Annotated in this window: 18 protein-coding genes and 1 tRNA gene; 9 read left to right on the top strand and 10 right to left on the bottom strand. The window is 70.0% G+C overall.

The annotated features are described in order from the left end of the window. Positions 1 to 53: 53 nt before the first annotated feature. Positions 54 to 1,145 (top strand): glycosyltransferase family 2 protein, encoded by a 1,092-nt coding sequence (locus ACU6RU_RS06920; RefSeq protein WP_289331322.1) that lies wholly within the window; start codon positions 54 to 56, stop codon positions 1,143 to 1,145. Between the two features lie 31 nt (positions 1,146 to 1,176). Here the strand turns inward: ACU6RU_RS06920 and ACU6RU_RS06925 are convergent, their stop codons facing one another. From ACU6RU_RS06925 to ACU6RU_RS06935, 3 genes are read right to left on the bottom strand one after another with little or no spacing between them, the layout of a single operon-like run. Then, on the bottom strand, positions 1,177 to 2,589 hold the full coding sequence (locus ACU6RU_RS06925; protein WP_446726193.1) for a CDP-glycerol glycerophosphotransferase family protein: 1,413 nt from the start codon (positions 2,587 to 2,589) through the stop codon (positions 1,177 to 1,179). A gap of 47 nt (positions 2,590 to 2,636) precedes the next feature. Next, on the bottom strand, positions 2,637 to 3,884 hold the full coding sequence (locus ACU6RU_RS06930; RefSeq protein ID WP_446726194.1) for a CDP-glycerol glycerophosphotransferase family protein: 1,248 nt from the start codon (positions 3,882 to 3,884) through the stop codon (positions 2,637 to 2,639). 43 nt (positions 3,885 to 3,927) lie between these two features. Continuing rightward, entirely contained in the window at positions 3,928 to 5,415 is a 1,488-nt protein-coding gene (locus ACU6RU_RS06935) for a S1C family serine protease (RefSeq protein ID WP_120262802.1), read from the bottom strand. Between the two features lie 100 nt (positions 5,416 to 5,515). Between ACU6RU_RS06935 and ACU6RU_RS06940 the strand changes: the two genes are divergently transcribed. Further along, positions 5,516 to 6,715, top strand: coding sequence for an aminotransferase class I/II-fold pyridoxal phosphate-dependent enzyme (locus ACU6RU_RS06940; protein WP_446726195.1), 1,200 nt, complete (start codon positions 5,516 to 5,518; stop codon positions 6,713 to 6,715). Here ACU6RU_RS06940 and ACU6RU_RS06945 read toward each other — a convergent pair. Beyond that, entirely contained in the window at positions 6,689 to 7,507 is an 819-nt protein-coding gene (locus ACU6RU_RS06945; protein WP_446726196.1) for a carbon-nitrogen hydrolase family protein, read from the bottom strand. The genes ACU6RU_RS06940 and ACU6RU_RS06945 overlap by 27 nt on opposite strands. Before the next feature lie 225 nt (positions 7,508 to 7,732). Here ACU6RU_RS06945 and ACU6RU_RS06950 point away from each other — a divergent pair. Next, a tRNA-Met gene (locus ACU6RU_RS06950) sits at positions 7,733 to 7,806 on the top strand. A gap of 94 nt (positions 7,807 to 7,900) precedes the next feature. On the opposite strand, the gene ACU6RU_RS06955 is transcribed toward ACU6RU_RS06950, so the two are convergent. Continuing rightward, positions 7,901 to 8,368: a MarR family winged helix-turn-helix transcriptional regulator gene (locus tag ACU6RU_RS06955; protein ID WP_120262805.1), complete on the bottom strand. Its 468-nt coding sequence runs from the start codon at positions 8,366 to 8,368 to the stop codon at positions 7,901 to 7,903. Positions 8,369 to 8,461: 93 nt separating this feature from the next. Between ACU6RU_RS06955 and ACU6RU_RS06960 the strand changes: the two genes are divergently transcribed. The 6 genes from ACU6RU_RS06960 to ACU6RU_RS06985 are packed head-to-tail and all read left to right on the top strand — an operon-like array spanning position 8,462 to position 13,491. Next, on the top strand, positions 8,462 to 9,517 hold the full coding sequence (locus ACU6RU_RS06960) for a polyprenyl synthetase family protein (protein ID WP_446726197.1): 1,056 nt from the start codon (positions 8,462 to 8,464) through the stop codon (positions 9,515 to 9,517). Continuing rightward, positions 9,514 to 10,389, top strand: coding sequence for a phytoene/squalene synthase family protein (locus ACU6RU_RS06965; RefSeq protein ID WP_289331317.1), 876 nt, complete (start codon positions 9,514 to 9,516; stop codon positions 10,387 to 10,389). Before ACU6RU_RS06960 ends, ACU6RU_RS06965 begins: the two co-directional genes overlap by 4 nt. Then, complete coding sequence (gene crtI / locus ACU6RU_RS06970) at positions 10,386 to 11,984, top strand: phytoene desaturase family protein (protein ID WP_289331316.1); 1,599 nt, start codon at positions 10,386 to 10,388, stop codon at positions 11,982 to 11,984. Before ACU6RU_RS06965 ends, crtI begins: the two co-directional genes overlap by 4 nt. 3 nt (positions 11,985 to 11,987) lie before the next feature. Next, complete coding sequence (locus tag ACU6RU_RS06975; protein ID WP_120262809.1) at positions 11,988 to 12,320, top strand: lycopene cyclase domain-containing protein; 333 nt, start codon at positions 11,988 to 11,990, stop codon at positions 12,318 to 12,320. Further along, on the top strand, positions 12,317 to 12,619 hold the full coding sequence (locus tag ACU6RU_RS06980) for a lycopene cyclase domain-containing protein (protein ID WP_120262810.1): 303 nt from the start codon (positions 12,317 to 12,319) through the stop codon (positions 12,617 to 12,619). The genes ACU6RU_RS06975 and ACU6RU_RS06980 overlap by 4 nt, the downstream gene beginning before the upstream one ends. Next, the gene (locus ACU6RU_RS06985; RefSeq protein WP_289331315.1) at positions 12,616 to 13,491 is read left to right on the top strand and encodes a prenyltransferase; all 876 of its coding nucleotides are present in this window, start codon (positions 12,616 to 12,618) and stop codon (positions 13,489 to 13,491) included. Before ACU6RU_RS06980 ends, ACU6RU_RS06985 begins: the two co-directional genes overlap by 4 nt. A gap of 30 nt (positions 13,492 to 13,521) precedes the next feature. On the opposite strand, the gene ACU6RU_RS06990 is transcribed toward ACU6RU_RS06985, so the two are convergent. The 5 genes from ACU6RU_RS06990 to aroQ form a co-directional block, all read right to left on the bottom strand. After that, on the bottom strand, positions 13,522 to 15,090 hold the full coding sequence (locus tag ACU6RU_RS06990) for a Rieske 2Fe-2S domain-containing protein (protein ID WP_120262812.1): 1,569 nt from the start codon (positions 15,088 to 15,090) through the stop codon (positions 13,522 to 13,524). 100 nt (positions 15,091 to 15,190) lie between these two features. Beyond that, positions 15,191 to 18,121: a DEAD/DEAH box helicase gene (locus ACU6RU_RS06995; RefSeq protein WP_446726198.1), complete on the bottom strand. Its 2,931-nt coding sequence runs from the start codon at positions 18,119 to 18,121 to the stop codon at positions 15,191 to 15,193. A gap of 46 nt (positions 18,122 to 18,167) precedes the next feature. Then, entirely contained in the window at positions 18,168 to 18,578 is a 411-nt protein-coding gene (gene nusB / locus ACU6RU_RS07000) for a transcription antitermination factor NusB (protein ID WP_120262813.1), read from the bottom strand. A 16-nt stretch (positions 18,579 to 18,594) separates the two neighbouring features. Then, positions 18,595 to 19,155 (bottom strand): elongation factor P, encoded by a 561-nt coding sequence (efp, locus tag ACU6RU_RS07005; protein WP_112614292.1) that lies wholly within the window; start codon positions 19,153 to 19,155, stop codon positions 18,595 to 18,597. A 53-nt stretch (positions 19,156 to 19,208) separates the two neighbouring features. Then, complete coding sequence (gene aroQ / locus ACU6RU_RS07010) at positions 19,209 to 19,652, bottom strand: type II 3-dehydroquinate dehydratase (protein WP_289331313.1); 444 nt, start codon at positions 19,650 to 19,652, stop codon at positions 19,209 to 19,211. Positions 19,653 to 19,675 lie beyond the last annotated feature (23 nt).

Raw genomic sequence — 19,675 nt, forward strand, 5'->3', positions numbered from 1 at the left:
TCCAGGGTACCGAGGGTGTGAGCGGAGACCGGGACGCGTGACATGATCGACGGATGCATGACGACGCGCACCGGTGGCGTCCCGCACCCGTACCGGCCCCGGATGCGGGAGTGTCGTTCGTCATCCCCGTCCTCAACGAGCGCGACTACCTCGAGCACGCCGTGCGCAGCGTGCTCGCCCAGGAGCTCGATGCGCCGATCGAGGTCATCCTGGCCCTCGGCCCCTCGGCCGACGGCACGGACGACGTTGCACGCCGACTCGCCGGCGAGGACGCGCGCATCCGCCTGGTCCGCAACCCCGCGGCGCATATTCCCGTCGGCCTCAACATCGCGATCCGGTCCGCCCGTTACCCGACGATCGTCCGCGTCGACGCCCACTCCGAGCTCGAGCCCGGCTACACCAGCGCGGCACTGCAGACGCTCGCACGAGTACAGGCCGCGAATGTGGGCGGCGTGATGCGGGCCGAGGGCCGGACTCCGTTCCAGCGAGCGGTCGCCCGCGCCTACAACTCCCGCATCGGCCTCGGCGGAGGTGCGTACCACGGCGGGTCGGAGGAGGGCCCAGCCGAGTCGGCGTACCTGGGCGTGATGCGACGCAGTGTGCTCGACGAGGTCGGCTTGTTCGATGAGGGCATCCGCCGCGGAGAGGACTGGGAGCTCAACCTCCGGATCCGCCGCGCCGGCTACCGGGTGTGGTTCGACCCCGACCTCCATGTGACGTACTGGCCCCGCGAGAGCTGGAGCCGTCTCGTACGACAGTTCCGCGCGACCGGCTCGTGGCGCGGGGAACTCGTCCGGCGCTTCGGTCGTCGGAACGGCCTGCGTTTCTTCGCGCCTCCGGCCCTCGTCATCGCCGCGGCCACGTCGCTGGTGGTGGGTGCGGTGCAGCTGGTCGGGGGTCTTCCCGCGCGTACCGGCATCCTGCTGTCGATCCTGCACCTTCCCGTCGCGGCCTACGCAGCGCTCGTCGCCGTCGTCGCAGCGGGGAAGGGTGGCGGTCGTGGTCTGCGCGATCGGCTGTGGACGCTCGCCGTGCTGCCGTCGATGCACTTCTCGTGGGGGGTCGGATTCTTGCAGGGGGCGTCGCGCGGCGCCCGCGGCACGGTCGACACGTCGCGCCTCGCGCGCAACACGCCGCTCCCCTGAGCCAGCCTGAACCAGCCCGAGTCTGTTTGGGTCAGTCGCGCGAGACGAGCCCCTGGTCGAGGATGCGAGCGACCACCCGCTCCGCCGCCCGGCCGTCGTCGCGCGAGTTGAAGCGGGCGCGCCAGCGCGCGTACCGCTCGGGGTCTCCGGCGTCGCCGGCCGCGACGGCACGCACCAGCTCGTTCTGCGTGCGCACGATCGGCCCGGGGGCCGCGTCGGCGAGATCGAAGTAGAAGCCGCGCAACGCGCCGCGGTAGTGCTCGAGGTCGGGCGCGAAGAAGTACATGGGGCGACCGGTGACGGAGTAGTCGAACATCACCGAGGAGTAGTCCGTGATGAGCGCGTCCGAGGCGAGCAGCAGGTCGGTCAGATCGGGGTACGACGTCACGTCGATCACTCGCGCACCACGCTCGTCCGCGCCCGGCGCGAGCGTGCGCGAATGTCCGCGCACGAGCACGACCGCGCCCGTGGCTTCTGCAAGAGCCGGCAGGTCGAGGAAGTCGACGATGGTCTGGCGGTCGTCGCGCCACGTAGGCGCGTACAACAGGACCTTCTCGGCGGGGCCGATGCCGAGTGCCGCGCGCGCGGCATCCCGGTCGCCGGTGTGCAGGTCATCCGTCCGGGGATACCCCTCGACCCACACCGGCTTGCGGCGGAAGCCGTACGCCGCCCGGAGGACGCGAGCGCTGTACGGGTTCTGGGCGAGCAGGATGTCCCAGCGGCGGCTCTCACGGAACACCGCGAGTGCGCGCCGCGGGTCGAAGCCGGGGCGGTGCAGGGCGAGTCGCTTCAGTGGCGTCCCGTGCCAGGTCTGCAGGACCACCTGTCCTGGCTTGCGGACGAAGCGACGGCGCAGCCAGTCGTTGACGACGAGCAGTCGGGCTGCGCCGCGTGCCCGCCACCACTCCGGGCTGCCGTCGACCACGGCGATGGCCCCCTCGGGAACAGCCACCGAGAGATCGACGACGCTCCAGTACCGGGTGACACCGGGTGCCACTCGCGCCAATTCGCGATCGATCGCGCGCGGGTTGTCGCTCGCGCTGCGGCCGTAGAAGCTCTCGAAGAAGACGGCGTTCTCGAGCGCCCCGCGGTGAGCCGCGTAGCGCTGCTCGAGCGCGCGGCGCCCCTCATCCGAATCGAGCGCCGGATCCACGGGAGGGCCGATGAGGAGCCGGGCGCCATCCCAGCTCGCGCGGAGGGTGGGCGCGTGCAGCGCGGCAGGCGCTTCGCCGACGGATCCGTCACCACGCACCGGAGCGCCGTCCACGACGAGGTCGTAGGTCCCCGAGGGCAGCGGGAGAAGCGCACCGCCCCAGCGGGCGACGTGCAGCGCGAGGCGCGCCGTCCAGGAACCGTCGCCCCCGGTCACCTCTCCGCGCGTCACCGCGCGCGGTCCGACGAGCTCGACCGTCGCGGGAACCGGCCCCGTGGCGGTCACGGTCATGACCGGAGGGCCTCCGTCGCTGACATCGGCGCTGAAATCGACACGCATCACGACTGCTCCCCCGCTGCTTCCGGCACCGCGGCGACGATCGCATCGTGCACACGGCGCGCGTTCCCGCCGTCCCGCCAGGCGTGCACCCTGCGGCTCAGTTCGGCGGCCCGGGATCGGCGGCGGTCCGCCTCGGGCTCATGCCCGAGCACGTCGCCGAGCTGCGAGCACAACGCCGGCCACGACCTGGCGACATCGGCGCCGGCGACATCGGCGTAGGTGCCGTAGAACCCTCGCGTCCGGGCGTAGCTCTCGACGTCGGGCGCCAGGAAGAGCGTCGGCAGCGGCACGAGCCCGGCATCGTAGGCGAGGGACGAGTAGTCGGTGACCAGCACGTCCATGGCTGCTAGCAGCGGCGTCACGTCGGGGACGATGTCGCTTCCCAGCATCCGCACGCGCGAGGTCGGCGCGGGAGGGGTGTAGTCACCGCCGCCCAACGGGTGCGACCGGACGAGCAACACGGCGTCGTGAGCCTCCAGAACGCTCAGGATGCTCCCCCAGTCGGCCGGACCGGGTGTCGCAGGGTCGGGGTCGCCGTCGCGCCAGGTCGGCGCGTAGAGCACGGCGCGAGCCTCCCCGACGCCCGGGACGGCCGTCTCGAGCAGCGTGCGAGCCTCGTGGCGGGCCGAAAGCGGGTCGGGTGCCGACAGCACATCGACGCGCGGCTCGCCGAGCACGGGAACGCGCGCGTCGTCGAGACCGAAGGCGCTCTCGAGCCGGCCCCGAACGAGGTGGGATGCCGCGGGCAGCACGTCGATCTGGGACTGTGCGCGCCGGTAAGCCAGCGCCAGCAGCCGGCGGATGCCGGGGACGGCCCGCAGCCGCCCGGGGTCGGTCGTCACCGGCGAATCGAGACCGATGCGCTTGAGCGGGATGCCGTGCCAGAGCTGGACGAGGAAAGCTCCGCCGACGCCGTAACGGTTGACGTCGCCGAGCCCGTGGGTGACGACGACGACGCCCGCGCGAGCCGTGCGCCAGAAGCCTGCGAGCGAATCGCGCCGCACCGCCGGGATGCCCAGCCGTTCCGCGTCCTCGGCTTGCCGCGGCGACGACACCAGCCACACGGCGCGGTGGCGAGGCGCCGCCTGCCACAGCGCGAGCGCGCCGTCGGCCACGCCCACGGCACAGCCGAAGACCCAGGCTGACCGGTCGCGCGGAATGACGAGGGTGGCGAGGCGTCCCACGAGATACGCGGGGATGCGCAGGACCTTGCGTACGTTGCCCGCGCCGAACGAGAAGGACGCCACCCCGCGAGCCTATCGCGGGGTGGCGTCCGGGCCGGTACGACGTCTACTGCTGCAGCTCGCCCAGGGTGACGTTCGCCGTCTGCTCCCGGCCATCGCGGATGTAGGTCAGCTCCGCCTTGCTCCCGGCGGCCAGCGCCCGCACCTGGGCGGTCAGGTCGACCTGATCGGTGATGGCGACCCCGTTGAACTTCGTGACGATGTCGCCGTTGCGCAGGCCCGCCGACGCTGCAGCGCCGCCAGAGGTCACCTCGTTGATCAGCGCGCCCGCACGGGTCGCCCCGGGCGCGGCCGCGGCGTCACCGACGGTCGCACCGAGGAGACCATGGGTGGCCGAGCCGTCGTCGATGATCTCGTTCGCGACGCGCTCGGCGACCGTCGACGGGATCGCGAAACCGACGCCGATGGAGCCGGCCTCGGTCGAGGTCCCGCCGGCACTCGCGATGGCGACGTTGATGCCGATCAGACGGCCCTTCCCGTCGACGAGAGCGCCACCGGAATTGCCCGGGTTGATGGCCGCGTCGGTCTGGATGACCGAGATCGCGATCGAGGACTTCGGCTGCGAAGGCGTCTGCTGCCCCTGGCCGAAGTCGAACTCGAACGGCGTCCGCCCGCCGGGCGTCTCGTCCTGCGGCGTTCCCCCTTCGGAATCGGGCGCTGCCGACGATGCGATCTGGATCGAGCGGTTCAGCGCGCTGACGATTCCCGTCGTCACCGTGTTCGACAGCCCCAGCGGTGCACCCACGGCCACCGTCTGGTCGCCGACGTTCAGCTTGCTCGAGTCCGCGAACTCGATGGGGGTGAGTCCGGAGGCGTCGGTCAGCTTGATGACCGCGAGGTCGTAGGTCGGATCGGTTCCCACGATCGTCGCCGCGTAGACCCGACCGTCCGAGGTGGTGACCGAGAGCTTCGGGTCGCCGGTGGCGCCGTCGAGGGTCACCACGTGGGTGTTGGTGAGCACGTAGCCGTCGTCGCTCAGGATGACACCGGAGCCGGTGCCGCCCGAGGTGCCCGACGAGGCGGAGATGGTCACGACGCTCGGCAGCACCTTCGTGGCGATCGCCGTCGTCGCGTTGACGGAATCCGGGTTGTTGACGGTGATCGACGACGGACCCGCGCTCTGCGACGCGGGCGCCGCGACGAAAGACGAGCCCACCGCAGCTGCTCCCCCGACGCCCGCCGCGCCGCCGACCAGGGCGGCGGCCACGAGGATGGCCGCGATCTTCCCACCGCCGACCCTGCTGCGGTCGTGCTGCTCGGGGGCGGCGGTCGCCGTGAAGGACTGGCCGAAGGCGGGTGCGCCGCCCTGCGGCGCGTGCTGGCCATAGGGCTGCGTCGGCTGGGTGTGGAACGCCGAGCCGGAGTCTGCCGGCGCGCCGGGCAGCGGCGGGCGCGGCGGGATGGTCGCGTCTGCGCGCGGCGCCGCTGCCGCGTCAGGTGCCGACACGGGCGAGGTACGGGCGTGGTCGGCAGGCTGCTCGGCGTCGCGTCGCGCGTCGGGAGTGCGGTCGTCGGGGAAGTTCTGGTCGCTCATCGAGGTTGCTCCTTTGTCCAAGCAAGAACAGGTTGCCGCTCGATGCTGTGGTTTGCCTATGCCGAGGATGGGACACGCCTATGCGTGTAGCGTGAACCGGATGCACGAGGTTCCCGGCGCCTGGCGCCGCGCCGCACGCGGCGCCGGTCTGCTCACCGACGAAGGCTCGCCCGTACCCACCATCTTCGCCGAGATGACGGCACTCGCCGCCCGAACCGGCGCGATCAACCTGGGTCAGGGCTTCCCCGACGAGGACGGTCCGACCGAGGTTCTCGAAGCCGCTCGCGCAGCGATCGCGGACGGACGCAATCAGTATCCGCCGGGACGCGGCGAACCGGAGCTGCTCGGCGCGATCGCCGATCACCAGTCGCGCTGGTACGGCATCACGCTCGACCCCGGAACGCAGGTGCTCGTGACCGCCGGTGCGACGGAAGCACTCGCAGCCACCGTGCTGGCGCTCGTCGATGGACCGGACGACGAGGTCGTCGTGTTCGAGCCGTACTACGACGCGTACGCGGCCCTGGTCGCGCTCTCCGGCGCGCGACTGGTGGGCGTGCCGCTGCGGTGGCCCGACTTCCAGCCAGACCTCGATGAGCTCGCCGCCGCCATCACCGACCGTACGCGCATCATCCTGGTCAACGATCCGCACAATCCGACCGGAACCGTCTTCGCACGCGAGACGATCGACGAGATCGTTCGCCTCGCGCATCGACACGACGCGGTGATCGTCACGGACGAGGTGTATGAGCACCTCACGTTCGACGCGCCGCACGTCCCGATAGCAACCGTTCCGGGCGCGGCCGAACGCACGCTGTCGATCTCGTCTGCGGGCAAGACCTTCTCAGTGACGGGCTGGAAGGTCGGATGGGTGACGGGGCCCGACGAGCTCGTCAGCGCCGTGCTGGCGGTCAAGCAGTGGCTCACCTATGTCAACGCCGGCCCATTCCAGCCCGCCGTCGCAGCCGGGCTGCGCCTCCCCGACGACGTCTTCGTCGGCATCTCCGATCGCCTGCGTGCGGGCCGTGACCTCTTGGGCGCGGGGCTGCGCGCAGCCGGCTTCGCCGTGTCGACACCGGCGGGTTCGTACTTCACGGTCGCGGACGCCGCTCCCCTGGGAGCTTCCGACGCCGATACGTTCTGCCGCGAGCTGCCCGCTCGGGCGGGCGTCGTCGCGATCCCGCTCACGGCCTTCGCGTCGCCCGCGCACCGGCCGGAGTACGCCACCCTCGTGCGATTCGCCGCGTGCAAGCGGCCCGACGTCCTTGCCGAGGCGTCAGCTCGGCTCGCCGGCGCCTTCTGATCGAGGCACGACAGCGAACCTGCGCAGCCGCAGGGCGGGATTGACCCGCCGCACGCGCTCGATGGCATGGGCTTCGACGTGTGCGACCGCGATATCGCTCGACGTCCCGACCGCGGCGATCTCCACCCCCTGCGGATCGAAGACGCCGGAGTTTCCCACGCCGAGGGGCGGCGGATGGTCAGCCGCTGCGACGAAGAGCGTGTTCTCGATGGCGCGCGCTCGCAGGAGGGTGTTCCACTGCAACTCCTTGAGCGGACCGCGCACCCACTGAGCGGGCACGAGGACGACGTGCGCTCCGGTGTCGGCGAGCACACGGGCGACCTCGGGAAAGCGCAGGTCGTAACACGTCATGAGCGCGAAGCGGACGCCGCCCACGTCGAAGGTCTCCGGCGACGTGATCTCCCCCGGCTCGACCCAATCGGATTCGCGCTGCCCGAAGGCGTCGTACAGGTGCAGCTTGCGATACGACGCCACCAGACCCTCGGGCCCGACCGCCACGACGGTGTTCCGCACGCGTTCTGCATCCGAAGCCCGCTCGAGGAGGCCTGCGACGATGTGAACGCCGTGACGGCGAGCCAACTCGTGCAGCCCCCGGACGAACGAGCCCTCGAGGTCCTGCGCGTTCTCTCGCAGCGTCTCGTCGAACGGGTCGACGAAATAGCTCGAATACTCGGGGAACAGGATCACCTCGGCACCGCGCGAGGTCGCGCGCTGGACGAAGTCGGCGACGACGCGGAGGTTGTCGCCGACGTCGGCGGCGGGCGCGAACTGGGCGACGGCGAGTGCGGTCAACGGTCCTCCGAACGGCGGTGGCGATGCGTGAGCGGCGAGCCTGGCAGGTGACGTCGTCACCGGCCGATGATCGGCGTCGCCGGGCCCATGCCGCCATCCTCCCCGTGACGGGCACACGACGGCAACACGTGTGGCCGCGGATCCGGCCCGACACGCCCGGGGATGCGCGCAGAACCGTCCCGATTGGACGACCTCCTGAGCCCGTGCTAGTGTTAACTCTTGTGCCGCGGGGTGGAGCAGCTCGGTAGCTCGCTGGGCTCATAACCCAGAGGTCGCAGGTTCAAATCCTGTCCCCGCAACAGAAAACGAAGGCCCCGTCGAAAGACGGGGCCTTCGTTGTATGCGCCCGCCACCCCGAAGCGGCGCCGAGCCGTGATCAATCGTGCGGGGCGATCAGTCGGCGAGCATCGCGTCGCTCATACCGTCGAGGAACCGTGCGACCGTCGCGAGCTCGTCCGGACTGAACGGTTCCATCGCCTCACGCATGCGCGTCAGCCGCGTGGCGAAGTGGCGGCCGAAATCCTGGCGCGACGACTCGGTGAGGGTGATCACCAGCGCGCGCCGGTCTTTCGGATGCGGCGCGCGTTCGATGAATCCCTCTTTCGACAGGCGATCGAGCATCTTGGTCGTCGAGGCGCTCGAGATGCCCAGGTGCCGTGCGAGGTCATGGGGCTTCACCAGCTCGCCGCGCTGTTCGCGGATGCTCAGCATGCGCAGCGCCGAGAGGTCGGTGGCGTTCATGTCCATGTCGGATCGGAGCCCCGTGTGCATCCGATCCATCGCATCGCTGAACGCTCGCACCGCCAGCAGAGCCGACCGCTCTACACGACTTCTCCCCAGATCGGCATTCGGGTCAGCCATGTGGACACCACCTCTCGAGCCTGGTTATCATCGGCTCAAACGCTAGTTAAGCTAGCAAAACGCCATACTAATGGCACGCCCAGGATGGTGACCATGATCTCTCTGCCCGACGACAGCAAAGCCGCTGTCGATCGCGCACTCGATCAGGTCCTCACCCGACTCACCGAGCGAGCGATCCCGCACGGTTCGTCCGCGCTCGCTCTCATCCGCGCGGCCTCTGCGGCGACGTCCGGGGGCAAGCGCTTCCGCCCCGCGCTCGTAATCGCAGCCTTCGACGCGTTCGGAGGCGACCGCTCGAGCGCTCCGGGCCTGTGGGACGTCGCCGCCGCGTTCGAGCTGCTCCACAGCGCGTTCGTGATCCACGACGACCTCATCGATCGAGACGTCGAGCGGCGCGGCGTCCCCAATGTCGGCGGCACCTTCCGCTCGCACGCCCGCTCGCTCGGCGTCAGCGTCGACGACGCCGAACGCGTCGGCGACGCGGCGGCCGTTCTCGCCGGCGACATCCTGCTCTACGAGGCGGCCCGCCTCGTCGCCACCGCCGACGTCGCCCCCGATCAGCGGGTCGGACTGTTCGATCTCCTCGACGACGCCGTGCTCGTGTCCGCGATCGGCGAGCTCGCCGACGTCGAGCAGGCGGTCGTGCCCACCGAGCCCGAGACCGCGCAGCTGTTAAGCACGGCGCACGACAAGACCGCGGTGTACTCGTTCTGCGCACCCCTCGCCGCCGGCGCCGTCCTCGCTTCCGCCGACGAGGGCGATCGGGCCGTGCTGTTGTCGGTCGGCGCGGACCTCGGCCTGGCGTTCCAACTCGTCGACGACCTCATCGGCACCTTCGGTGATGAGGCACAGGCGGGCCGGGGCGCAGGTGCCGATCTGCGCGAAGCCAAGCGGACACCGCTCATCTCCTTCGCCCGGGAGTCCGCATCCTGGCCCCAGGTCTCGTCCGCGCTCGCGATGGCGCCGACCGGTCCGATCGCGGTGCAGGCCGCGCAGCGCGAGCTCGACGCGAGCGGCGCCCGCGAGCAGCTCGTCACCCTCATCGGCCAGACGCTCGCGTCGGTGCGGCGCCGGGCAACCGAACTGCCGCCCGACGCCCACGCCCTCATCGAGCAACTCGCCGAAGGCATCGAAGGACGGATCCCGTGACCCCCGATCACTCCGCTATCGCGCTGTACGACCGGACGGCGCGCGATGCGGCCGCCGTGGTCATCTCCGCGTACTCGACCTCGTTCGGACTCGCAGCCCGTCTGCTGGGGCCGCGAGTGCGTCCCCACGTGCGGAACATCTACGCCCTCGTCCGGATCGCCGACGAGATCGTCGACGGCTCGGCTGAACAGGCGGGGATGCCGCTGCCAGCTCAACGACGCATTCTCGACGCGCTCGAGGAGGAGACGCTCGTGGCGGTCGACGAAGGCTTCAGCGCCAATCTCATCGTCCACGCCTTCGCCTCCACCGCGCGGGAGTGCGGGATCGGCGCCGACCTGGTGCGCCCGTTCTTCGCATCGATGCGCACCGATCTCGAGGTGAGTTCGCACGATGCCGGCTCGCATGACTCGTACGTCTACGGTTCGGCGGAGGTCGTGGGGCTGATGTGCCTCCAGACCTTCGTCAACGCCGGCGGTTCGCATCCGCGTCCCGCCGATCCCGCCCTCGTCGACGGCGCGCGCCGTCTCGGCGCCGCCTTTCAGGACGTGAACTTCTTGCGCGATCTCCCCCACGACGTCGGATCCCTCGGGCGCGACTACCTCGGCGTCGAGGGCGGCGCAGGCACGTCATCACGCGCCGAGGTCCTGGACCGCATCGACGCCGACCTCGACGCGGCGGGCGCGATCATCCCCCGGCTGCCCGCGGACTGCCGCCGGGCGGTCACCGCTGCTCACGACCTCTTCACGGCGCTCTCCCGTCGCCTGCGGCGCGCCGGCGAGACCGACCAGCGGGTTCGCGTGCCCAACGCCGTCAAGCTCGGGCTCGCCGCCCGCGCGACCGTGGGTGCCGCTCCCCTGCGAGCGGGCGCATGAGCCGCCGGGCACGCTCGCACACGGCATCGCAGGGATCGCGCGCCGTCGTGATCGGCGGCGGCATCGCCGGGCTCTCGACGGCCGCACTGCTGGCCGACGAGGGATACACGGTGACCGTCATCGAGGCGCGCGAGGACACGGGCGGTCGCGCCGGCTCCTGGGAGCGCGACGGCTTCCGGTTCGACACCGGACCGAGCTGGTACCTCATGCCCGAAGTCTTCGAGCATTTCTTCGCACTCCTCGGAACGTCTGCGGCGGCCGAACTCGATCTGGTTCCCCTCGCGCCCGCCTACCGCGTGTACGCCGAACCCGAGGGCGACGGCGCCGGCGAACACATCGACGTCGTGTCCGGCCGCGCCGAGGCCGCCGCGCTGTTCGAGAGTCGCGAGCCGGGCGCGGGAGCACGCCTCGACGAGTACCTCGACTCGGCCGCCGACGCCTACGACCTGGCCGTGTCGAAGTTCCTCTACGACACTTACGCCACGTCGGAGGGCCTCCGCGACCCCGACATCCTGAAGCGGGTCCCGACCCTCGCCCCGCTGCTCACCCGGTCGTTGAACCGGTTCGTCGAGAGCCGCTTCAACGACCCCGTGCTCCGCCAGGTTCTGGGGTACCCCGCGGTCTTCCTCGGCTCCTCGCCCTACGACGTGCCGAGCCTTTACCACCTGATGAGTCACCTCGATCTCGACGACGCGGTCCTGTACCCCCGGGGCGGCTTCACGGAGGTCATCGCCGCCATCGAGCGCCTGGCCCGTCAGCGCGGGGTCGAGGTGCGCACCGGAACGGCGGTCTCGCAGATCCTCACGGCCGCCGACGGCACGGCGACCGGCGTCCGCCTCGCCGACACCACCGAGATCCCGGCCGACGTCGTGGTCTCGACGGCCGACCTGCACCACACCGAGACGGTGCTCTTGCCGCCCGAACGGCAGTCGTACCCGGAGCGCTGGTGGCGCAAGCGCACGCCGAGCTTCGGTGCACTGCTGATCCTCCTCGGCGTCGACGGCGAACTCCCCGAGCTCTCGCACCACACGCTGCTCTTCACGCGGGGCTGGCGCGAGAACTTCGATGCGATCGCGGGCCGCGACACCCACATCCCGGATCCCGCCTCGCTGTATGTCTGCCGGCCGAGCGCGACCGACGACACCGTCGCACCGGACGGCTCGGAGAATCTGTTCGTCCTCGTCCCGATCCCCGCCGACCCCGGGCTCGGGCGCGGCGGCATCGACGGCGGAGGCGACGCCGCGATCGAAGCGGCGGCGGATCGCGCCATCGCGCAGATCGCGCAGTGGACGGGCGCGACCGATCTCGCTTCCCGAGTGCGTGTGCGGCGGACGATCGCTCCGGCGGACTTCGCCCGCGATCTCGGCGCGTGGCGGGGGAACTCCCTCGGGCTGGCGCACACGCTGACGCAGAGCGCGCTGTTCCGACCGGGAAACGCGTCGAAGAAGGTTCCCGGCCTCTACTACGCCGGCTCGTCCGTTCTGCCCGGCATCGGCCTGCCGATGTGCCTGATCTCGGCGGAGCTCGTCGTCAAGCGTCTGCGAGGCGACACGACAGCCGGACCGCTGCCCGAGCCCACGACGCCCGCCGGTTGATCGTTGCCGGGCCTGTACCTGATCGCCCTGCTCGTGTCGCTGTGCGGCGTCGGGCTGCTCGATCGGCGGTTCCGGCTCGCGTTCTGGCGCGACCGACGGCGAACCATCGTCGCCGCGCTGGCGGGCACGGTGTTCTTCCTCGTCTGGGACGCGGTGGGGATCGCGACGGGCGTCTTCGTCAAGGGCGGCAGCGCGTCACTGCTGGGCATCGACCTCGCCCCGCACCTTCCGCTCGAAGAGCCGGTCTTCCTGCTCTTCCTCAGCTACCTGGCGCTCGTGGCGTACGGCGGCGCCAGACGGTGGCACGAGGAACGTCGAACGGATGCAGCGCCGTGACCTACCCGATCATCGTCATTCCCTTCGTCATCGTGACGATCGTCGTGACGGCGGCCTCAGCCCGTCGTCCGCGATTCGCCGCGCGCATGGCCTGGTCGGCGGTAGCCGCCGTCGTGCTCATCCTGCTGACGGCCGTCTTCGATAACGTGATGATCGCCGCAGGGCTGTTCACCTACCCGGAGGAGCACCTCAGCGGCATCCGAATCGGCCTGGCACCGCTCGAGGACTTCGCGTACCCGTTGTGCGCGGCCTTCCTGGTGCCGGCCGTCGCAACTCTCCTGGAGAAGCCGAACCGATGACCGCCCCCGCGCTCGCACGTCAACTCCTCATCGCCTCGCGCCCGGTGAGCTGGATCAACACCGCGTATCCGTTCGCCGCGGCCTATCTGCTCACCACGCGCCAGATCGACGCGACGCTGATCATCGGCACCCTCTTCTTCCTCGTGCCCTACAACCTCGCGATGTACGGCATCAACGACGTCTTCGACTACGAGTCCGACCTGAGGAATCCTCGGAAGGGCGGAGCGCACGGCGCGATCCTGGATCGCGGCGCGCACCGGGCGACCCTGTGGGCTGCGGGCCTGTCGTGTCTGCCCTTCGTGGCATACCTCGTCCTCACCGGGTCGCCGCTGTCGTGGCTCGTCCTCGCGGCGAGCCTCTTCTTCGTCGTCTTCTACAGCGCTCCCCCATTGCGCCTCAAAGAGCGCCCCTTCGCCGACTCGGTGACGAGCAGCATCCACTTCTTCTCGCCTGCGGTGTACGGGCTCGTGCTGGCGGGGGCTACCTGGACCTGGCAGCTCACCGTCATCGTGCTGGCATTCGCCGCATGGGGCGTCGCCTCGCACGCCTTCGGCGCCGTCCAGGACGTCGGCGCAGACCGCGAAGCGGGAATCGCCTCCCTCGCGACCGTCCGCGGCGCACGCTGGACCGTGCGGTTCGCGCTCGCCTGCTACGTCCTGGCGGGGGTGCTCATGCTCGCCACCGAGTGGCCCGGTCCTCTTGCGGCCCTCGTCGTGATCCCGTACCTCATCACCCTCTGGCCGTTCCGGAACATCACCGACGACACCTGCGAGCGGGCCACCGCCGGCTGGGACCGGTTCCTCTGGCTCAATCAGCTCGGCGGATTCATCGTCACGCTGCTGCTCATCTGGTGGTGGCTGATCACGTCGTGATCGGCCACCCCGACGCCCGTCCCGATTCGATCAGGCCGCCGGATTCGTGGCGTTCGCCGTCTCGATGATGCGGCTCGCGCGGATCGGGTGCCCCTGGGTGGTCAGGCAGCGTCCGGTAGCGAGATCCCATTTCCAGTCGTGGAGCGAGCAGGTGAGCACACCGTCCTCGATCTTCCCGGTCTTCGTCAGATCTGCGCGCAGGTGCGGGCAGCGTCGCTGCACGGTCCAATCGCCGAGCTCGGCATCCTCGGTCTGGTCCGACTGCTCGGCGTACCAGTTCTCGACGTACTCGATGCGGTCACGCGACAGGCACTTGAGGAACGTGGTGAGGAACTCGTTGAACTTGCCGCTGCGACCGACCTCGAACTGCATCGACAGGAAGATCGAGTTCGACCAGTCGATCTCGTGGTCTCGGATGTTCGTCGACACGAGGTCGGCGGGGATCGTGTACCAGTAGATGCACTCCTCCCCGGCGTACTCGCGCACCTTCGCCTTGGGGAAGTCGACGACCATGTCGAGCTCGCCGATGCGGAACCGAACCATCCCGCCCACACCGTTGCGGATCGTCCGCGCACGCCGCAGGAGCGGCTCCCACCACTGCTTGATCGCGGCGAGCATCTCGTCCGGCGGCAGCACCGCGGCGCGGCGCTCGACCTCGGCGCGCACCTCGTCCTGGCGGCTGTCGCGCTGCTCGGCGAGGTAGCTCCATTTGTCGGCGAAGATGCGCTCGATCTCGGCATCCGTGTAGAGCGTCTGGGTGATCTCGAGAGCGCCGTGATTCAGGTCCACCTGTGTTCCGGGAACGAACAGGTACCCGTTCTGGTCGGGCCGCTCTTCCTTCATGTGCGCCAGGAACTGCGCCTGATCCGTGAAGATCGAGTCGTTCTGCTCACCCCAGCCGTTGTAGCGGAAGAGCTCCTCGCGCAGGAACATCGGGGGCCCGGCCATCGGGAACACGTGAGGCGCGTCGACCTTGTCGATGTAGTACATCGCGCGCTTGTTCTGCGCGTCGCGCTTGAGCTGAGCGAAGTTCTGCTTCGCGTCCTGGGGCAGGTCGTAGACCATCGGCCACCAGATGGCCCCGGAGACCTGCGTGAAGTAGGCGTCGGGCTTGCCGAACGACATCAGCTTGTCGAGGTCGAGCGGGTGCGAGTCGTTCTGGTTCAGCACCGAGGCGGTGCCGTCGTCGACAGACAGCGACGAGTCGCCGATCGGACCGTCGCTCGGTGCCCGGAGCGGGGTGACCATGAGCGTGAGATCGCCGAACTCGAGGGGCACACCGGCCTGGGTGTAGATGATGTTGTCGTATCCCAGATCGCGAAGATCGCGTTCGAGGTCGTCGGTCGGGTACTCGGGCAGCAGCACACGGATGTCGGTCGGCACGTGCGCGCGCAACAGAGCCGGGTCGAAGTGATCACGGTGCCGGTGCGAGATGTAGAGGAAGTCGGCGCGCCCGAAACGTTCCCAGTCGAGTCCGCGGTTGTCGGGGAAAGGGAACCACGAGCCGAAGAAGCTCGGTCCGACGACCGGGTCGCAGAGGATGCTGCCCCCTGCCGTCTCGATGAACATTCCCGCGTGTCCCAGGCCTGTGATGCGCATGACGATGACCTCCTGTTGCGACTGGTCGAGTCTACGTGAGGCCCCGCCGACGACCGGCCGCTGCGGGCCGTGTCAGTTCGTCTGCGGGCTGGTCCGCGCTTCACGCGAGCAGCTGGCGGATGTCGTCCGCCGTCAAGGCGTTCGAGAACGCGCCGTCCGCGTCGAGCACGGCACTGATGAGGCGCGCCTTGCGCCGCTGCAGCTCGACCACCTTCTCCTCGATCGTGCCGGCGGCGATGAGCCGGTAGACGGTGACCGGGCGGTCCTGACCGATGCGATGCGTCCGGTCGATCGCCTGCTGCTCGGCCGCAGGGTTCCACCACGGGTCGAGGAGGAAGACGTAGTCCGCTTCCGTGAGCGTCAGCCCGACACCACCGGCCTTGAGGCTGATGAGGAACACGGGGTCCTGTCCACGGCGGAAGGCTTCGACGACATCGGCACGGCGGGTGGTCGAGCCGTCGAGCCGCACGACGCCGACACCGTGCGCCCGCAGATCGTCCTCCACGGTGTCGAGGAACGAGGTGAACTGGCTGAACACGAGAGCACGATGACCCTCAGCGATGACCTCATCGAGGCGGCCTCGGAGCGCGTCGAGCTTGCTCGGGACGATTCCCGGCCCGCCGACATCCACGAGCGCTGGCGCCAATGCGAGCATCCTCAGCAGTGTCAGCGAGCGGAAGACGATGAATCGCTGGCTGTCGAGGTCATCGAGCAGCCCCAGCACCTTCCGCCGCTCCCGTTGCAGCACACGCTCGTATACCGCGCGGTGCCCGCTGGACAGCTCGACGCGCACGTCCTGCTCCTGCCGCGGTGGGAGATCGGCTGCGACGACGTCCTTCGTGCGCCGCAGCAGGAACGGCTGCACACGACGCCGGAGCCGCGCGAGACGGCGTTCTCGGGCGGCGCCGCCTTCGGCGTTCTCGTCGACGCGTCCGTGCTCGATCGGCTTCACGTACTCCTCGCGGAAGCGGCGCGCGGACGGGAACAGCCCCGGGCTCGTCAGCGACAGGATCGACCAGAGATCGGTGAGGCCGTTCTCGAGCGGGGTTCCGGTCGCGGCGAAGATGACGTCCGCCTGGAGGCCGAGCACCGCGCGGTGCACGCGGGTGCGGGGGTTCTTCACATACTGTGCCTCGTCCAGCACGACCGTCGACCAGCGATGGGCGGCGTACGACGCGGCGTCCAGCCGCAGGAGCGCATACGACGTCACGACGACGTCGGTCTCCGCCCCCGACCATTGCGCTCCCACCTGCTCGACGACGGCGATCCGCAGGCCGGGAGCGTGACGTGCCGCTTCGTCGCGCCACGCCGATACCACCGAGGTCGGCGCGACCACGAGCGCCGGATGGGTCTCGCCGCGCTCCCGCTCGCGCTCGAGCAGCGCCAGCAGCTGAAGGGTCTTCCCGAGGCCCATGTCGTCGGCGAGGATGCCGCCCAGCCGGGCGTCGCGAAGTGCCGCGAGCCACGCAAACCCCTCGCGCTGATAGGGACGGAGCGTCGTGGTGATGCCCGCCGGTGGAGGCGGCTGAGCATGGCGACCGCCTACCGATTCGTCCGCGCGCAGACGATCGAGAGCGGCGCGCCAGCGGACCGCGGGCTCGGCCTCGTCGGCGAGGTCCTCGAAGTCCGACCAGAGCTGCAGCTGGTAGCGACTCACCCGCGTGCCGCCGGTGTCCCACTCGACGAGGTCGCGCGAGTCCTCGATGAGCTCTCGGAGACGGTCCAGCGCCGGGTGCGACAGCGAGAAGTAGGCGCCGTCCGAGAGCAGCATCTTCTTCCGCCGCTGCGCGAGTGCGGTGAACAATGGCCGGAACGGCACGCGGCGCCCCTCGACCTCGACGTGCACGCCGAGCTCGAACCAGTCGGCGTCGCTCGTCTCGACCGTACGCACACGGATGCGGGGATCGCCGGAGAGCTCGCGATACGAACGCGCCACGCCCGAGGTCTCGACGCGGACCCCATCCACCGTCTGGAGCACCGGCACGACCTCGTTCGTGAACTCGGCGGCGTCGATGCCGCTCCGGGTTCCCCCGGGCGAGAAGGGGCGTTCGGTCGCCCTGGCCCAGGCCGCCTCGAGCGACGTCCGCAACTCGGCGTCAGCCGACGAGGAGCCCGCCGCGCTCTCCCAGGGCACACGACCGACCCCCGGCACCTGCCAGACGATCGTGTAGGCCAGCTCGTCGCGCGGACGCTGATCGACCGTGACGACCACGGTCGTACGCGCGGGCGCCGGCAGCCGCACCCCGGGCCCGGCTGCCACGACCCCCTCCCGCGCAAGCTGCGGGTAGGCCTCACGGAGGAAGTCGTCGCGCTCCGCCGCCGGCACGGCGACCGGGCTCCCTGCGGCCAGCAGAGAACGCACCCCGGGTCCGACGCCCGCCTGCGCGAACACGACGCGGAGCGAATCGCCCGCCTGATCGATCCCGTAGACCCCGACGTGGCCGATGGGGCGTGCATGCGCCGCGGCGTCGCCGTCGTCGAAGCGCACGACGGGTGTGAGCAGCAAGCCGCCGTCGGGGGCCCCCTCGACGCGCACCTCGACCGAGGCCGAATCACCGAGCCTGACATCCTGGTCGGGCCGCGTCGCCACGATCGGGATGCCGAGCTGCGCCGCGGAACGCAAGTGAGGCCAGAGCAACTCCGAGTCGGCGCCGTCGATCGTCAACCAGTCCGAGTCGCCGTATCCGCCGAGGAGTCGTGCGTCGTGAGCGATGCCGTAGAGGGTCGAGAACCATCGCGCCCGGGACGGGTCGACACGCCAGGCGCCGCGCCGCAGCGATTCCCAGGTCTCGTCGCCCTGCACCCATCGCCCGCTCGCCCCGCTCCGCGACAGCGGGCGGGCGGCGAGTCGGAGCTCGCCGTCGGACGTCGCGACGCTGCGCGCCGTGGCCGGAAGCACGCGCCGCGGGCCCCAATGAGCCGCCGAGGCGCTCTCTCGTTGCCGCAGCTGCAGGCCGAGCGCGACGGTGTTCTCACCGGTCGCCGCTGGCAGCAGAACCGTACGCCACGACGGCGTCGCCCTCACGGTCACGGATTCGGCCTCATCCGAGGATCCTCGCGCGTACCTCCGACGTCGATCAGCCGAGTCGCGCGACCCGGCCGAGCACGCCGTGGACGAAGGCGCTCGAACCGTCGGTCGAGAACTCCTTCGCCAGCTCGACGGCCTCGTCGATCGCGACCGCGGGGGGAACCGCGTCGTTGTACACGATCTCCCAGACGCCCAGTCGCAGGATCGCCCGATCGACGGCCGGCATCCGCGCCAGCGACCAATCCTTCGCGAACGTGGTGATCTGCTCGTCGATCTCGTCGCGGTTGTCGATGACACCGTCGATGATCTCGCGGGCGTAGAGCCACGATGCCTCGCGCGCGGGCTCGAGCGCCGCACGCTTCGCCTCGGCGGCGAGGGTCACGCCGAGGTCGTCGCCGCGGATGTCGGACTGGTAGAGGATGTCGAGGGCGCGCTTGCGCGCCTTGGAGCGAGCGCTCATCGGACGAGGACCGGCGTCAGTTCACGCGGCCGAGGTAGTCACCCGTGCGGGTGTCGACCTTGACCTTCGTGCCCTGCTCGACGAACAGCGGAACCTGGATCTCGTACCCGGTCTCGACTGTCGCGGACTTCGTGCCGGCCGACGAGCGATCGCCCTGCAGGCCGGGCTCGGTGTACGTGATCTCGAGCACGACAGAAGCGGGGAGCTCGATGTAGAGCGGGTTGCCGTTGTTCAGCGCGATCTGCACCTGCTGGTTCTCGAGCAGGTAGTTCTTGGCGTCGCCGACGGTGGCGGCGGGAACCGTGATCTGGTCGTAGTCGTCGACGTCCATGAAGACGAAGTTGTCGCCGTCGTTGTAGAGGTAGGTGAAATCGCGGCGGTCGACGTTCTCGATCTCGATCTTCGCGCCTGCGTTGTAGGTGCGGTCGACGGTCTTGCCCGACACGACGTTCTTCAGCTTCGTGCGCACGAACGCGCCACCCTTGCCGGGCTTGACGTGCTGGAACTCGATGACGTTCCAAAGCTGACCGTCGATGCTGAGGACGACGCCGTTCTTGATGTCTGCGGTCGATGCCATGAGTGTGGAGTTCCGTTCGTGTGGTCGGGCGGCCGACGGGCCGAGGATCGATTCTACGCGAGGATGTCGAGCAGCTGTCGCGTCGCGCGCGCGTATCCGGCGACGCCTTCGCCGATGACATGCACGGCGGCGACGTCGGCGACATAGGAGTGGTGCCGGAAGCTCTCGCGCTGGGAGACATCGGAGATGTGGACCTCGGCCACCGGCAGCGCGACTCCCGCGAGGGCGTCGCGAAGGACGACGGAGGTGTGTGTGAGACCACCGGGGTTGATGATGATGCCCGCACAGTCCGTACGAGCCTCGTGAATGGCGTCGATGAGAACGCCCTCGTGGTTGCTCTGCACGCAGCGCACCTCGACACCGCGCTCGGCCGCTGTCTCGGCCACGAGCGCCTCGACGTCAGCGAGCGTCTCGCGGCCGTAGATCTCCGGCTCGCGGATGCCGAGCAGGTTCAGGTTCGGCCCGTTGACGAGCAGCAGGCGTCGGGGGGTGTTCACGCGCCCACCCTACCGATGACCGG

The sequence above is a fragment of the Microbacterium sp. F1-18 genome (assembly GCF_052921305.1).